We start from the raw sequence: 15,624 nt of genomic DNA on the forward strand, positions 1-15,624 counted from the left end.
AGGTGCCACCTGGGAGGTTGAATATAGGCTTAGGGGCTATGAGCAACCGTTTGTCTGTGGGCGATTCCGCCCCCGAATTCACCCTGCCCTCTGCTTCCGGGGAAGACGTCTCCCTGGCCGACTTCCGTGGCCAGAAGGTGATTGTCTACTTCTATCCGAAGGCTTCCACTCCCGGGTGCACCACCCAGGCCTGCGATTTCCGTGACTCCCTGGATTCTCTTCAGGCGGCCGGCTACCAGGTGCTGGGGATTTCCCCCGACCCGGTCTCCGCGTTGGAGAAGTTCACGCAGACGCAGAGCTTGAGCTTCCCTCTGCTGTCGGATACAGACCATGCGGTGGCGGAGGCCTATGGCGCATGGGGTGAGAAGAAGAACTATGGCCGGACGGTGGAAGGGCTAATCCGCTCCACCATCGTGGTTGATGAAAACGGCACTGTGGAGCACGCGCTATACAACGTGAAGGCCACCGGGCATGTCACTCGTTTGCGTAAGCAGCTAGGACTGGCCGGAGCCGAGTAGACTAGTGAGTCGCCATCGTAGTCTTCGACGGCGCAAGCGCGAGTGGCGGAATTGGTAGACGCGCTGGATTTAGGTTCCAGTGTCTTTGACGTGCGGGTTCAAGTCCCGCCTCGCGCACCCGGTTCAGTTAAGCGTTCCATCAACCTCGGCCTGCCTGGGACCCATATATAGGCAATACCTCACAGAGTTTCCGGGCAGTTGGGCCTATCTACTCAGTGGTTGCTCCTCGGACGGGGAGGGTGAACGCATAGCAGCTGTTCTCACCCTCCCCGTTCGGGCCGCGGTACATCATGTCCCAGCCGTCCTGGCCTCCCCACTCAACGTCAAATGAGTGCTCCCCTCCGAAGCCCATGTAAACGGTGCGCGCACTAGGAGCGTCCTCCACGGCGCAAAAGGCACTGATTCCGCGGAAATACGGGTCTATCACCCCGCCTGGTTCCTCAAAGCAGGTGGGGTCTTCATCAGTGTCGAAAGCTACCCACAGGTGCTGTGTCCCTTCACCGCAGCTTGTGGCAGTGGCATTGTCCTGGAGCATCGCCTCTCTGCGGCTATGCCACGGAATATTCGTCAGTTCCTCTGCAAGCGGCCCCACGCCGTCCTGAGTGAGTTGGTCCTCATACAGCGGCGTGGCTCTACCCGGGTCAATGGCTCCATCAACGGTGAATGTCTCGCCATTGACCGTCAGTTCCATGACAGGCTGTTCAAACTCAATCAGCCCAGCCTCATCAGGTTCGGCTCCGTCCTCGAGCGCGTCAGAATACGCTTGCTCCACCGGGGAATGGTCGAACGGCGCTTCAGGCGTGGGCACCGTCTCGTAGTCATATATGGGCGGATCTTCACTCGCGGGAGGCCGGGGTTCTGCATAGAGATCATGGGGCTGTGGTCCGCCGTCCTCGAACTCCTGCGTTTCCTCCTCGCTCAGCGGAACCCGCTCGTCGGCCGCAGCCTCACCTGCCGCTGACTCACCACTGGCCGTGGCCGTCGGTTCATCGGTGGCGGAAGCATCACCCACGCAGGAGGTAACCAACAGGCTGATACCCAGTACGGAGAGGGCAGGTGCCAACGTTCGAGTGCTCATCTGAATACCCTACGTGCTCACTCCGACACACTATGGAGATGCTCGCAGACCCCTCAAACAAAGGCCAGCTACTGAGGCGCCGAGTCTGAGGTTCTCGGGCCTCATCGTTCAGACCTATGCGGACTGGGCCGACTTCTGGGCTGCCACGCGTTCGTTGGCCTGCTTCACCTGCCACCACGTCGCGCACCCGGCTGCGAGGCTCATCGTCACACGCGGTGCAGGAACGCGCAATTTGCGCACCACGTTCTCCACCGCGGTATCTGACCACAGCGACAGTTTCCACCCGCCATACATGACCGCCCCAGCGGTCACTGCAGCAACAGCCCGCGCCCCGGGAGTGATGTGCACCTCACGCACACCCTCCGGGTCATCACCAACCCACTCGCTGAGCTTGCGCAACGCCTTGGTGGTCGCCCCGGGGGTAGCCACCATCGCGGCCGCACCCAACGCAGGCCCCCACGCCAGTGTGGTCTTCAACCATCCGGGGTACTTCCGTACCGGCACCAAAGTCAACGCACCCACTGTGGCCGCCTGCGCCCACGGGTCATTGAGGAAACGGTAGGTGTTCTCTGTGTTCTCAGCCATGGAACCGACTCTAGGAGGCAGACCACGGTGGCGACATCCTCCCGCAGGATGACTTCCTGCTCTCAGCGCCCAGGGCTCTAGAATCGCGGGGTGACGTATCTATCCAGACGGCAGCTGCTTGAAGCTGCCGGACTCGGCGGTGTCGCCCTGACACTCACCGCCGCCACCGAGGCACCCGATCCGGAAGACACCGACCCGGCGGAAACCGAGGAGCCCCCTACCCCGGCTGAAGGTGCACTGACCATCGGGGCGATCTCCACCCCCGGTTCACTCGACCCGGCCCTAGCGGTGGACACCGAAACTGAACGGATCTGTCGGCAAATTTTCCAAACCCTGGTCGGCATCGACGCCGACACCGGTTCGGTCACCCCGCTGCTGGCCCGGGAATGGGAGGTCAGCGAGGACGAACTGACCTACACCTTCCGACTGCGCCGGAATGTGACGTTTCACGACGGCGAAGACCTCACCGCCGACGTCGTCGTCGCCAATATCCAACGCTGGGGACAGTTGGACTACCTCTACGGGTACGGCAATGTGGCCCGCTCTACTCCCTTGGCCTTCCCGGCCGTCTTCGGCGGCTTCTTCGGTGACGAGACCTGCGTGCTTGAAGACGTCGAGGCCGAGGGTGACTACACCGTGGTCCTCACCCTCTCCGAACCCGTGGTGTTCCTGCTCCAGGCCCTGACCCAGCCGGCCTTCGCCATCGCCTCGACCTCCGTGCTCTCCGACGCCGACCCGGAACTGGTCTCCCGCAGCCCCCAAGGCACCGGCCCCTACCGTCTGGTGGAGACCGAGCCCGACGAACAAGGGCTACGGCTTGAAGCCTTCGAGGACTACTGGGGCGCTGCACCCGCCGTCGGTTCGGTGACGGTGCGGCCCATCGCCCGTTCCTTCGACCGGTTGCGTGAACTCACCCGTGGCCGGATCGACGTCTATGACCACATCACCGCAGACAACCTCCGACCCCTGGTGCAGGCCGGGCGGATCATCCTGCAGCGTGACCCCTTCTCCGTGCTCTACCTGGGGTTCAACCTCGAACACCCCATCATGGGTGACCACGAGATCCGCGAAGCCGCCGCCCGCGCCATCCACCGGCCCAGCCTGGTCGAAGACCTGTTCCTAGAAGGCACCAGCGCCGCGTACCACTTCACCCCGCCGTCTCTGGGGGTGGAATCCGAAGAAGCTCCCCGCTACGAACACAATATGGAAGAAGCCCAAGAACTGCTGGCCGACTCCGGATACGACGGCGAACCACTTCCCTTTTACTACCCGATGGCCACCACCCGCAGCTGGCTTCCTCGACCTGAGGCGGTTTACGCCGCTGTGGCCCGCAACCTCACCGAAGCGGGATTCGTCCTCCAACCGCGGCCGGTGAAGTGGGATGACGGCTACGTGGACGAACTCATGGCCGACGACGACCGGGCGATGCACCTGCTGGGCCGCAACGGCGGCTACCGCTCAGCACACAGCTTCCTGGGCTCCCTGTTCTCCGTGCCGAGCCGAGAATTCCACTACGTCAATGACGACGTCGTCGAACTCCTCGCCGAGGCCCGCGCCGAAGCCGACGACGAAGAACGCACCGCCCTCTACGCCGAAGCCGCCACCCTCATCGCCGAAGACCTGCCCGCTGTGCCACTTGCCTTCCCCATCTCCGGGCTGGCCCTGGGCTCCCGCGTTGCCGACTACCCAATGTCCCCGGTCCTCAACGAGCCGTTCGCCGAGATCGTCCCCGCTCAGGAGACCTGAAATCCTCAGGTAAGGTTCCTAAACGAGACACGCTGCCCCAACAGACGTTGCGAAGGAAGCACTTGTGACTGAGACCCCAGCGACCACCCCCAAACCATCCGGCCCGGACAACCGCTTCGACGTCATCCTCATCGGCGCCGGCATTATGTCCACCACGCTGGGCACCCTCCTCAAAGAGCTGGAACCCAGCTGGCACGTGGGACTGTTCGAGAAGCTCGACGGTGCCGGCAAGGAATCCTCCGACCCGTGGAACAACGCCGGCACCGGCCATGCTGCGCTCTGCGAGCTGAACTACACCCCCCGAGCCGCTGACGGGTCGGTCCCCACCGCCAAGGCCAAAGGGATCAACGAGCAGTTCCACGTCTCCAAGCAGCTGTGGTCCCACTGGGTGGACAACGGTGTCCTGGGCTCCCCTCGCACATTCATCAACGCTCTGCCGCACATCAGCTTCGTCTGGGGGGATGAAAACGCCGAATACCTCAAGGCCCGCTACGAGGCGATGCGCGCCGAGCCGCTCTTTTCCCACATTCAGCACACCGAAGATCAGGACACCATCGCCTCCTGGGCGCCGCTACTGACCCGGGGCCGTGACCCCCAGCAGCGGGTGGCGGCCTCCAAGTTCGACGACGGCACCGATGTGGACTTCGGGGCGATCACCCGGCAGCTGGCCTCGCACCTGGAGGGCGCCGGGACGGATATCCGCTACGGCCATGAAGTCGCCGGCATCAGCCGCGGCACCGATGGCCGCTGGAACGTCACCGTGAAGTCCAGCTCCGGAGAGAAATTCACCGCCACGGCCCGGTTCGTCTTTGTCGGTGCCGGTGGTGGGGCCCTGCCACTGCTGCAGGCCTCCGGCATCAAAGAGGCCCACAAGATCGGCGGCTTCCCCGTATCAGGCCAGTTCTTCCGTGCCACGGACTCATCAGTGGCCGAACAGCACCACGCGAAGGTCTATGGGCTGGCATCGACCAAGGGCGCGCCGCCGATGTCGGTGCCGCACCTGGACACGCGGTTTGTGGAGGGCCGGCGTTCGCTGATGTTCGGCCCCTACGCCGGGTTCTCCACCAACTTCCTGAAGACCGGCTCCTACCTGGACCTGCCGCTCTCCGTGCGGCCGCACAACCTCAAGACCCTGCTAGGCGTGGGGGTCAGCAACTTTGAGCTGACCACCTACCTGATGAAAGAAGTCACCAAGTCCCGGTCCAAGAAGCTCGAGGAGCTGTACCGGTTCTTCCCCGAGGCCGACGGTGACGCCTGGGAGCTCATCACCGCCGGCCAACGGGTCCAGATGATGAAGCAGGACGAGAACGGCAAACCGATTCTGCAGTTCGGCACTGAACTGGTCTCCTCCAGTGACGGGTCCATCGCCGGGCTGCTGGGCGCCTCCCCCGGAGCCTCCACGGCACCGAGCATCATGTTCCGGCTGCTGGAGCAGTGCTTCCCCGCTCAGGCTCAGGCGTGGAAACCACGCCTGGAGAGCATGGTTCCCTCATACGGGCGGCTACTCAATGAGGACCCGAAGCTGCTCGCCGAGGTGCACGAGCGGACCAGCTCGGTGCTGCAACTCGACAACTGATCAGGCTGACCACCACCAGTCCCACAGTCCACCGCGCCTCAACGAGTTCCGCCACAGCGGAGAACACCACAATGAGCACGACGCCGGCTCCCCACCACAGTGCCTCCGCTGCACTCAGCAGGGCAATGGGGTGAACCGGCAGGTGGTCTTCGCTGTCACGGACCATCTCCAGGGCCGGAACGGCCAGGGCAGTCAATACTGCCGAAGCCACCAGCAGTCCGGTGCCCTCGAAGGCCAGGGCGAATCCCACAGCCACCACCGCGGCGAGGAAGAACACCGTGCGGTCGAGCCGGCGGTGGGGGTCCACCGCGTGCTCCGGTGGAGCTGAGGCCCCAGCAGCGAAGCTGAACAGGATCAGCACCACGGGGGCGGCGGTGTGCCCAGCTGCGGTGATGAGCAGCACAAGGACCACAACGTGGACTGCAGCAGTGGAGACCGCCACACTGCGCACACTGAACCGGGCTGCGGCCAGCACCGCCACCCGAGAGCCCACCACGGTGCCGCACAGTGCAGCCACCACCGCTGCGGCTGCCACCACCGGACGGTAATCACCTGCGACCCCGATCGCCACCGCCGGTGGCAGCAAGACCGCCGGTAGCCGTGCCGCTGCAGACAGCAGCCGAAGCCCCACGGGAGCGCTCATCCTGGTACCACCATCTCCAAGGTCGACCCGGCACGGGAGGTCTTCACCCGCAGCTGGGTAGGGATTTGCTGGTGCATCTCCGTCACGTGGCTCACCACCCCGATCCGACGCCCCTCCCCCTGGAGGGTGTGCAGCGCGGACATCACAGCATCCAGGGTCTGATCGTCTAAAGAACCGAAACCCTCATCGATGAACAGACTGTCCAAACCAATCCCCCCGGATTCTGCTTGGACCGTCTCGGCCAGTCCCAGGGCCAGGGACAGTGCCGCCATGAAGGTCTCTCCCCCGGAGAGCGATTCAGCGGGCCTCTCCTGTTCGGCGTATTCGTCATAGACCTTCAGATCGAGCCCGCGCAGTCCCCGTCCAGACCGTTCAGCATCGAGCATCAACTGGTAACGGCCACCGGTCATCGCCCCTAAATGCCGGGAGGCTGCTTCTGTCACCAGCTCCAGGCGCGCAGCTAGCACGAAAGTCGTCAGCCTCATCCGTTTCGTGTTGTCCCCGCCGGTACCACGCACCGCCTCGGCGAGTTCAGCTTCTCGCTGAGCCGCGGCGGACTGCTGCTGATGTTCAGCGAGGGTCTCTTCCAACTCGGCGAGGCCGCGTTTGAGACCGGCCAGCTGCGCGGTGTACTCGGTGAGACGGTCCCGTGCGCTCTGGGCGTGGGCAGCGGCTTCCTCCGCACGGAGGCGAGCAGACTCGACCTGGTCCTCATCGGGGAGTTGCTCCTGAGCCTCCGCCCGCGCCTTCCCGGCCTGTACCTCGTCCAGAGCCGCCTGGGCTCGTAGTCGTTCCTCCGTGCGGGTGAACCCAGTGATGAGTTCTTCCAGCCGGGTGAGTTCCTCTTCGGCGAGCAATGCGGCGGTGACCGCCTCGGCGTCGTCGAACGGTGATTCCTGCAGGGAGGCAGCGGCTTCATCGACGCGCTGCTGCGCCTGGCTGGCTGCCTGATCTGCCTGGTGCTGGGCCTGCTGTGCGGCGGTGACCACTTTCAGCAGTTCCTCCAGGGCCTGGACTCGGGCCCCCACTGTGGGATGGTCCCCACGCAGTGTGGCCACCCGAGTGGCCAGCCGGTCGGCCTCAGCGTGCAGACGCTTGGCTTCAGTGGCCTCCCGTTCGGCCCGGTGCAGGGCTGCGGTGTGTGCTTCGCGCAGGTCGTTGACCTCTTCACGCACCTGGTCCACCCGTTGACTCAGCTCCCGCTGAGCGATGCGCTGCTTCCGAGCCGCGGTGAGCTGCTCCTGCGCCTGAGACTGCTGCTGCTGAGCCTGCTCTGCTGTCAGGTCAGCGGCCTCCCCCAGGGCTCCACGCGCCTGCTGGAGGTTGTCTTCGGCGGTTTTCAGCCTGTCCCGGAGCGTGTCCCACCGGGAGCGGGCCTGTTGTAGCTTCTCGGCGGCCTCGTCCACCCTTTCCCGGGTGACGGTGTCAGGTTCCTGCTGGCCGGGGGCCGGGTGCTCGGTGGATCCGCAGACCATACACGGGCTACCGGGTTCCAGCTGGGTGGCCAGTTCATACGCCAGAGAACGCAGGTGCCCCTGGGAGAGGTCCTGATACACCTCCTGCTGGTTCTCCACTCGGTCGGCAGCCTCGGCCACCTGTCGGCGTAATGTGGCCGCCCGGGTGGTGAGTTCATCGCGTTCGGTGATCTGCTCAACCTGGCGGGTAGCCGCCGTCACAGCCTCTTGGGCCCGGTCGAGAGCCTCATCGGTCTCTTCGGCACCGATGAGCTGCGACTGCAGTTGCATCAGGGTCTGTTCGGTGACGGCGAGCTTCTGTGCCGCCTGCTCGGCCTCGGTGCCAGCAGCTGCTGCCGCATCGCCGGCCCTCTGTGCCGTGGTGTGCACTGCGGCGTGCTCGTCTTCGAGCCCGGCTGTCTCCGGGTCGGTGAGCCGGGCAAGCAATGGGGGGATCTGCTGAGCCGCATCCTGCACGGTGCGGGCCTGAACATCGGACTGCGCAGCCAGGGCTTCAACGGCTCGTTGCTCAGCCGCAGCGTGGGCCTCAGCCTGCTGCTGGGCCTGCTGCCGGGCCTCATCGGCCCGGCGAAGCCACAGGTGCACCGCATCGGCTGCCCGGTGAGCGGTGACCTGCTGCTCGGCGGTCTCCACCTGCGGGCGCTGAGCTTCATGTGCTTCACGGAGCTGGCAGAACTCCGCCCAGCGCTGCAGCTGCCGACGCCGACGCGTCAACTCCTCATACTCCCCGCTCCTGGTTTCAGCAGCAGTATGAGCCTCAGCGGCAGCGTTCTGCAGTTCCTCACGCACCTTTTCCCCCTGCTGCAGCAGGGATGTGGCCAGCTCCTCGGGGAGAAGGTCCTCCACCGCAGGCATCCGGTCCTCCAACAGGGATGCGGCCGCCGACTGCACAGCGGCACTGCGCACACCGATCTGAGTCTTCAGCTGCGCCAGCTGAGCTTCGGATTCCCGTTTACGCTCCCACAGGTAGTGCTCCAGGTGCTCATACGTCGAGATGTCAAACAACTGCTCCAGGATCCTGCGGCGCTCCTCATTGGAGGCGTGCATCAGCTGCGCGAAGGCCCCTTGGGGAAGCATGATGACCTTGGTGAACTCCCCCATGTCTAACCCGAGGATGTCCTTAAGCTCCTTGTCCCCTTCGGCGATCCGATGCACCGCAAGGGACTTCCACCCAGCGTGTTCGAACCGTTCTAAGAACAGGGCCGGGCCCTCCTGCTGGTCGGCAGCCCCGGCACGTTTGGCCGGCCGCCAGTAGCGCGGGATGCGCCGCACCTTGAACCGGTCTTCCCCCCGGGAGAACTCCAACTCCACGTAGGGCTGGCGCCCGACCGGGGCGTGCTGGGACTTCAGGCCATCATTGCCGCGTTCACCGGGCACATCCCCATAGAGGGCAAAGGTGATGGCATCCAGCACAGAGGTCTTGCCTGATCCGGTGGGACCGCGCAGCAGGAACAGACCGTCAGCGCTGAGCGCGTCAAAGTCCACCACCTCCGTGCCGGCGAACGGCCCAAAGGCGCAGATCTCCAGACGGTGGAACTTCATGCTTTCTCCCCAGATTGCGCGGCCGTGGACCGCACGGCCTGCAAAGCCGACTCGACGATCTGACGTTCCTCAGCGGTCGCTTTGCGGTGGCGCACATGGTCGAGAAAATCGGCGACGACGTCGAGTTCACTCTCCGCACGATCGAGCTTCTGGGCATAGCTTCCCACCGACCGGGTTAACCCCGCCCCGGCATAGCTGTACTGCATCAGGTGGGGGTAGACCTGACGCAATTGCGGGTAAGCCCGTTCGGGGCGCTCATCATCGGTGAGGGTGACCTGGACAAAATGGTCCCTGAACCTGTCCACTGTCACCGGATCGAGCACCTCGGCAAGAGTCCCTTGAAGCCGTGTGACCCCTCGCCCGACTACCCAGTCCAAGCCAGTGACCGCCGCCTGGGGATCACCTAACTGGGTGGTCTCGATCAGCCAAGCCCCTTTGTGCTGATGCTCCTCGGAGAAGGAATACCGAATGGGAGACCCCGAGTACCGGATACGGTCGGTGAGGGTCTGCCGCCCATGAATGTGCCCTAAGGCCACGTAGTCAAATCCCTCGAAGAGTTCCAGTGGCACCACCGCCAGCCCACCCACAGTGTCTTCCTGGTGATCGAGAGTTTCCTCCGGTGCCGCTGGTGCCCCGATATGCCGTTCAGACTCGCTGGCCTGACCCCCAGCGGCGAAGAGGTGAGCCATCACCACCACCGGCGTGGCGGCGTCGTGCCCTGTGCGGGTGGCCATATCTGCCCGGATACGGCCGATCACCTCACGCATCACCGCAGTGTGATTGGCCCGCTCCACGCCGAGCTCCGCGGCGTAGACCTGCGGTTCCAGATACGGCACCCCGTAGACCAACAGGCGGTCGCCATCCCGTTCGATCTCCACCGGGGTCCAGGCATCGGTCAGACCAGTGCGAATATGCACCCCGGAGGCGGCGATCAGTTCCCGGTGAGCACCCAGACGCACCGCGGAGTCATGGTTGCCGGAGGTCAACACCACCTCCGCACCAGCCTCTCGCAACCGGCGCAGACAGCTGCTGAGTTCCCGGACCGCCCACTCCGGCGGCAGCGCACGGTCAAACACGTCACCGGAAATCAGCACGACATCGACCTGGTGTTCCTCCACGGCGGTGCAGACAGTGCGGATCATCTCCTGCTGGGTCTCACGCAGGTCGACCCCATGGAACCCGCGCCCGAGGTGCCAGTCCGAGGTGTGTAACAGCCTCATGGCCTCCAACGTACCGGTCACCGGTGACATGCTCGGCGTCCCCCGCCGTGGCCCGCTACTCTAAGCCTCGTGGATGAGACGCAGACGGTGATTGACGCGTTTGAGCCAGCGATGATGGCTCTGCTGCCGGCAGACGGTGAGCCCGTACACGCCGAAACCCTGCTGAGCCTCTGCCTCGCCGATGGCCTGTTGGAAGTACTTGAGTGGTCCCGGGAGGGTACCGGCGCCGACCCGCAGGCCAGTATGTGGCTGAGCTGTCTGCGCTGGTACCGGTTGGTCACCGGTCACCTCCCGGAAGTCGCCCCGCAGCCACCGCAACGCCCCAGCGACTACGCACTGGAGCTCATCCTGCGTGCCGGAGGTCTCACCCTCACTGACGGTAGTGCCGATGCCTCTCTACGAGGTCTGGCCTCCGGGCAGATGGCCTACCCCACCGATCCACCGCAGCCAGAACATGACGACGACGACGCCCTCACGCGGGTAGTGCCCATCAGTCTGGTCCCCTATGTGGAGGCTGAGACCCGCGCGAAGTGGGCCGATGAGGCGATCTGCTTAACCCACGGCCATCCGCGGCTGCGCGAACAGGCACGCCAGCGGGCCCGAACCCCGGTCTCAGACCAGCAGCCTGAACCGCACCGGCATGAGCTGCTGGCCACCGTCGTGGCTGACCTCGCTCAGCGGTGGCGTGGAGTCACTCTGCCGTAGGCAGCGGGGTGAGGTGCTCCGGCCACAGCGGACCGACCATCTGACGGAACTCCGCCTCCCCGATGAACCGGATCTGCTGTCCGGCGGATCGGCGGCGCAGGGCGTCCTGCGCTTTGGCTGAGCCCAGCGGACCGGAAGAGACCTCTTCAGCGGCCGCTGCGGCGTCGTGCTCGTCTTCTGTACTGAACCCGTCACCGATGACCAGCAGCGTGGTCGAGCCGGTCACCCGGGAAGCAGTCTGGGCACCCAGGTCAGCGGCGAGCTTTTTAGCGTCGGGGCGGGGAACACTGAGCGTGCCGGTGAAGACCACCTGCTCACCGGCCAGCGGATGGTCCGGATCGGCCTGCGGACTGGGGATCGGGTTGCGGCCCTCATCCTGCCAGCGCATCAGATCCGGCAGCTTCGCCGGGTCCACGCCCTCAACCCGGGCGTCGAAGAGGTGGGCGAAGGGCTCCACCTGGCGAGTGGCTCGGGAGAGGCGCTTGCGTGGGGCCTGCCATGCCGGGAGCACTTCTGCTTCGAGATCATGGGCAGCAAAGACCTGGTGGACCGAATCCACTGTATGAGGCTGGGTACGTTCGGCGATGTCGACCACAATGGCCGCCGCCGCGCGGGCGTCCCAGAGGGCGTGGTGATGGTGTTTGAGATTGAAGCCTGCCTCCGCGGCGGCCTGTGGCAGCGCGTGAGAGTCCAGCTGGTAGACCGCCCGGGCCAGCTGAACTGAGCACAGCGCCTGAAGCCCCGGGGAATCCAACCCGGAGACCTCCAGTGCCGCTTCGAATACTTCGATGTCGAAGGCGGCGTTATGGGCGATGAGCACATCCTCACCGATGAAGTCCCGGATCTCGCCAAAGAGCTCAGCGAACCGTGGCTGCCTGGCCACCCGCTCCGGGGTGATCCCGTGGATGGCGACATTACGGGGATCGAAACGGTCGTAACCTTCTGGAGGGCGCATGCGTTTGAAGTAGAGCTCATCGACGTTGCCGTCGCGGATGCGCACCAGTCCGATGGCACACGGTGAGCCTCGGTAACCATTGGCCGTTTCGAAATCCACGGCGGTGAAGTTCAGACCCTTGATCCGTGGCGGGCGAAGGTCCGCCAACGACGTCGGCTCCTGAACTCGTGCGGCACCGGCGCCTGCGCTACGGGGTTCAGTTGCGCGGGGCCCAGTGGGGCGGGTGCCAGCCCGGGAAGCGCCGGAGGGCTGGGGGCGCAGATGGTCGGGAATCATGGGTTGGCCAGCGCCTCCACCACACGAGGTGCCAGGGCTGCGAAGGCCTTACCCCGGTGAGAGATGGCGTTCTTCTCCTCTCGGGAGAGTTCCGCGCAGGAGCGCTTATCCCCGGCAGGTTGCAGGATCGGGTCATAGCCGAAGCCGCCGGCACCGCGTTCCTCGGTCAGCAGTGTGCCTTCCAGCCGCCCCAGGGCGGTGGTCTCCTCACCGGTAGGGAGCACCAGGGCCACCGCACAGACGAAAGCTGCGGTGCGGTGCTCGGCGGGGATATCGGCCACTTGCTCGAGGAGGAGTCGCCGGTTGTTCTCGTCGGACGCGCGGGCACCGGCCCACCGGGCGGAAAAGATCCCCGGTGCTCCCCCCAGGACATCGACGGCGATCCCGGAGTCATCGGCCACAGCAGGCAGACCGGTGTGCTCCACCACGGCCCGGGCCTTGATGAGGGCGTTCTCCTCAAAGGTGATCCCGGTCTCAGGGATGTCCCCGACGCCGGCAGTGGCGGCGTCGATGACGGCCTCATCGAGACTGATGTGCGCTAAGGCGGGTTCTGCCGCCAACAAAGCTCGCAGCTCCCGGACTTTGCCGTGGTTTCCGGTGGCGAGGACGAGACGAGCACTCATTAGCTGGCCAGGGCGTTGCGCTGGATCTCAGCCAGCTGATGGGTTCCGGCCACGGCGAGGTCAAGCAGCTCATCCAGCTGGGCCCGGGTGAAAGGTGTGCCTTCGGCGGTGCCCTGGATCTCCACGAAGTCTCCCGACCCGGTGACCACGACGTTCATATCGGTGCCGGCAGTGGAGTCTTCACCATAGGGCAGGTCGAGCACAGCAGTTCCGTCGGGCAACACCCCCACGGAGATCGCTGAGACCGAGTCGGTGAGCACCTCGGCCTTGCGGCTGATGAGCTTCTCCGCTCGGGCCCATTCGACAGCGTCGGCGAGGGCAACGAAGGCACCGGTGATCGCTGCGGTGCGGGTGCCGCCGTCGGCCTGGAGAACATCGCAGTCCAAAGTAATCATGTTCTCCCCCAACGCCTGAGTGTCGACCACCGCTCGCAGGGACCGGCCGATGAGTCGGGAGATCTCATGGGTGCGGCCCCCGATCTTGCCCTTGACGGATTCCCGCGAACTGCGGGTATTGGTAGCTCGCGGCAGCATGGCGTATTCGGCGGTCACCCAGCCGGTGCCGCGGCCGCGCAACCAGCGGGGCACCTCGGATTCCACGCTAGCGGTGCACAGCACCCGGGTGTTGCCGAATTCGATGAGCGCACTGCCTTCGGCGTGGGCGGACCAGCCGCGGGTGATCTTCACCTCGCGTAGCTGGTTGATGGCGCGGCCGTCGGCGCGGACGTACTTCTCACTCACGGGCAGCTCCTGGTGGGTTGTCGTCTTCTTCGTGGTCTTCGTGGGTTCTCAGATCCGGTAGGTGGCGCCCGGTTCGGCCAGTTCCACCGGGGCTCCGAAGCGTTCAGCGGCCTTAGTGGCGACGATCTCCGGGGAGGTCCACACCGGGATGTGAGTCAGCATCAGGCGGCGGGCGCTCGCTTCAGCCGCGGACTGCCCGGCCCGCGCTCCCGTGAGGTGGATGCCTTCGGGCAGGTGGTCATCACGGCCGTCCTGCCAGGCGGCCTCACAGAGGAAGAGGTCCGCATCGCGGGCGGCCTCCACCAATCCCGGGCAGGCGTCCGTGTCGCCGGAGTAGGTCAGGGTCTTGGTGGTGCCGTCAGCACCGGGAGCTTCGATGCGCAGCCCATAGGCCTCTTCGATGGGGTGGTTAACCCCGATGGGGGTCACGGTGAAGGGGCCGATGGTATGCGGCTGTTGCGGGATCCAGGTACGGAAGTCGAAGTCCGGGCTCATCCCCGGATCGGGTTCCAGCCCGTATGCCACGGCGATGCGCTCAGCGGTGGCGGATGGTCCGTAAACGGGGATACGACCCCGGTTCCACCCCTCGGGACACCAACGCACCGCTACGTGCAGACCACAGAGGTCCATGTAGTGGTCGGGGTGGAGGTGACTGAGCAACACGGCGTCGAGCTCTTCGAGGCGAATATGCCGTTGCAGGGCTCCAAGAGCCCCGGATCCGAAGTCCACGGCGATCTTCCAGCTGCGCCCGTCCTGCTCAGCGGTTACCAGGTAGCAGGAAGCCGGTGAGTCGGGTCCCGGAAAGGATCCGCTGCAGCCGATGATCGTCAGTTCCATACAACTCTCAGTCTGTGTCTCGGCGCTGGTGTGTCTCGCGCTCGTCGCGTCCCTCAGCATAGCGGCTGCCCCACAGACCGCCAGCGCACTGGTATGCGGCCTGGGGCTACTCCCGTTCGGGCTGATCGGGCAGCATCCCGATCATCGCGGTGAACAGTGTCTCCTGCAACCAGGTGACGAACGTGTAGATCTCCGCCATGAAGCTCTCCGTGGTCTTCGCATGCCCAGAGATGGCCACCTCGCGGATGCGATCGGCATCCTCATCGGTCTCAATACCCAGCCGCACAGCCAGAGTGAGCCGGACATCATTCAGTGCCCGGCCAAAAGCAGGCGCCTGGTCCTCGGTCAGCTTTACGGGCGTGGTCTCCAACAGCATGCGGGCGGTTCGCAGATCGGCGATCTTCGACTCCCGCAAAGACGCCTCAGTAAGCCGTCGCAATTGCCCGGCTTCCTCCGGCTCAGTGTGCGCATCGGGCAACAGGCGGGCCAGCACCTTGTCCCGCGGCGGCTGTAGCGGAGTGTCTTCACCTAGCCCAGCCAGCTCTGCACTGAAGTGGGCGAAGACAGAATCCTCCGGCTGGGCGGGGGTGCCGGCGTCGTCGGACTCTGTGGATTCGGTGAAGCCCCCACCAGCGGTCACCTCCTGGCCACGGCGCTCCAGCAGGGTGATGACATCGGCACACAGCCCGGTGAGCAGTCGGCGTTCGTGGTCGCCGAGATCTGCCTTATAGCCGTACGTGGTCGCGCGGAAGGCCCGTGCCACTAGGCTTCCTCAATCGTGGCCTGCAGGCCATAGTTGTGCATGGCCGTGACGTCCTGTTCGGCTTTCTCCTTGCCCGCAGTGGCGACGACGGCGCGGCCTTCGGTGTGGACTTGCATCATCAGCTGGTGCGCGCGCTCCTTGGAGTGACCGAAGTAGCTGCGGAACACCCAGGCGACATAGGACATCAGGTTGACCGGGTCGTTCCACACGACCACGTGGTAAGGCCGCTGCGGAACCTGACGGGTGCCGGTCTCCAGGTCTGTCTCCTCGCGGGGCAGCGTGGATGCGGCAGAACTCATAACCCCTATTCTACGCCGCGGGATCAAGCCTCACTCGGCGTAG

Annotated in this window: 15 protein-coding genes and 1 tRNA gene; 5 read left to right on the forward strand and 11 right to left on the reverse strand. The window is 65.0% G+C overall.

The features are described from left to right. Window positions 1-38: 38 nt before the first annotated feature. Both bcp and H578_RS0107990 read left to right on the forward strand, forming a co-directional pair. A complete protein-coding gene (gene bcp / locus H578_RS0107985; RefSeq protein ID WP_022873173.1) occupies window positions 39-518 on the forward strand; it encodes a thioredoxin-dependent thiol peroxidase in 480 nt (159 codons plus the stop codon). A gap of 36 nt (window positions 519-554) precedes the next feature. Continuing rightward, window positions 555-635 (forward strand) — tRNA-Leu (locus H578_RS0107990). A 91-nt stretch (window positions 636-726) separates the two neighbouring features. On the opposite strand, the gene H578_RS0107995 is transcribed toward H578_RS0107990, so the two are convergent. Next, window positions 727-1,596, reverse strand: coding sequence for a hypothetical protein (locus H578_RS0107995; RefSeq protein ID WP_156837266.1), 870 nt, complete (start codon window positions 1,594-1,596; stop codon window positions 727-729). Between the two features lie 114 nt (window positions 1,597-1,710). After that, window positions 1,711-2,181: a hypothetical protein gene (locus tag H578_RS0108000; protein WP_022873175.1), complete on the reverse strand. Its 471-nt coding sequence runs from the start codon at window positions 2,179-2,181 to the stop codon at window positions 1,711-1,713. Window positions 2,182-2,271: 90 nt separating this feature from the next. Here H578_RS0108000 and H578_RS0108005 point away from each other — a divergent pair, with 90 nt between their 5' ends. Next, window positions 2,272-3,927, forward strand: a complete 1,656-nt coding sequence (locus H578_RS0108005) for an ABC transporter substrate-binding protein (protein ID WP_022873176.1) — start codon at window positions 2,272-2,274, stop codon at window positions 3,925-3,927. Between the two features lie 64 nt (window positions 3,928-3,991). Then, the gene (locus H578_RS14130) at window positions 3,992-5,503 is read left to right on the forward strand and encodes a malate:quinone oxidoreductase (protein WP_022873177.1); all 1,512 of its coding nucleotides are present in this window, start codon (window positions 3,992-3,994) and stop codon (window positions 5,501-5,503) included. Here H578_RS14130 and H578_RS0108015 read toward each other — a convergent pair. The 3 genes from H578_RS0108015 to H578_RS0108025 are packed head-to-tail and all read right to left on the reverse strand — an operon-like array spanning window position 5,433 to window position 10,383. After that, window positions 5,433-6,146, reverse strand: a complete 714-nt coding sequence (locus tag H578_RS0108015; RefSeq protein WP_156837267.1) for a hypothetical protein — start codon at window positions 6,144-6,146, stop codon at window positions 5,433-5,435. The two genes, H578_RS14130 and H578_RS0108015, sit on opposite strands and share 71 nt — an antisense overlap. After that, window positions 6,143-9,163: an AAA family ATPase gene (locus H578_RS0108020; RefSeq protein WP_022873179.1), complete on the reverse strand. Its 3,021-nt coding sequence runs from the start codon at window positions 9,161-9,163 to the stop codon at window positions 6,143-6,145. Before H578_RS0108020 ends, H578_RS0108015 begins: the two co-directional genes overlap by 4 nt. Continuing rightward, on the reverse strand, window positions 9,160-10,383 hold the full coding sequence (locus H578_RS0108025) for an exonuclease SbcCD subunit D (RefSeq protein WP_028464077.1): 1,224 nt from the start codon (window positions 10,381-10,383) through the stop codon (window positions 9,160-9,162). Before H578_RS0108025 ends, H578_RS0108020 begins: the two co-directional genes overlap by 4 nt. Window positions 10,384-10,452: 69 nt before the next feature. On the opposite strand from H578_RS0108025, the gene H578_RS14135 reads away from it, so the two are divergent. Next, entirely contained in the window at window positions 10,453-11,088 is a 636-nt protein-coding gene (locus H578_RS14135; RefSeq protein WP_156837268.1) for an ADP-ribosylglycohydrolase family protein, read from the forward strand. Here the strand turns inward: H578_RS14135 and H578_RS0108035 are convergent. From H578_RS0108035 to clpS, 6 genes are all read right to left on the reverse strand, one after another. Beyond that, a complete protein-coding gene (locus H578_RS0108035; protein ID WP_211215192.1) occupies window positions 11,075-12,319 on the reverse strand; it encodes a 3'-5' exonuclease in 1,245 nt (414 codons plus the stop codon). The genes H578_RS14135 and H578_RS0108035 overlap by 14 nt on opposite strands. Next, window positions 12,316-12,942 (reverse strand): RdgB/HAM1 family non-canonical purine NTP pyrophosphatase, encoded by a 627-nt coding sequence (rdgB, locus tag H578_RS0108040; protein ID WP_022873183.1) that lies wholly within the window; start codon window positions 12,940-12,942, stop codon window positions 12,316-12,318. Before rdgB ends, H578_RS0108035 begins: the two co-directional genes overlap by 4 nt. After that, window positions 12,942-13,682 (reverse strand): ribonuclease PH, encoded by a 741-nt coding sequence (rph, locus tag H578_RS0108045; protein WP_022873184.1) that lies wholly within the window; start codon window positions 13,680-13,682, stop codon window positions 12,942-12,944. Before rph ends, rdgB begins: the two co-directional genes overlap by 1 nt. Before the next feature lie 48 nt (window positions 13,683-13,730). Next, window positions 13,731-14,519 carry an MBL fold metallo-hydrolase gene (locus tag H578_RS0108050; RefSeq protein ID WP_022873185.1) on the reverse strand — a complete coding sequence of 263 codons (789 nt, stop codon included), beginning with the start codon at window positions 14,517-14,519 and terminating at the stop codon, window positions 13,731-13,733. A 106-nt stretch (window positions 14,520-14,625) separates the two neighbouring features. Next, entirely contained in the window at window positions 14,626-15,282 is a 657-nt protein-coding gene (locus H578_RS0108055; protein WP_022873186.1) for a DUF2017 domain-containing protein, read from the reverse strand. Beyond that, complete coding sequence (clpS, locus tag H578_RS0108060) at window positions 15,282-15,581, reverse strand: ATP-dependent Clp protease adapter ClpS (protein WP_028464079.1); 300 nt, start codon at window positions 15,579-15,581, stop codon at window positions 15,282-15,284. The genes H578_RS0108055 and clpS overlap by 1 nt, the downstream gene beginning before the upstream one ends. Window positions 15,582-15,624: the final 43 nt, after the last annotated feature.

This window comes from Nesterenkonia alba DSM 19423, from assembly GCF_000421745.1.
Lineage (GTDB): Bacteria > Actinomycetota > Actinomycetes > Actinomycetales > Micrococcaceae > Nesterenkonia > Nesterenkonia alba.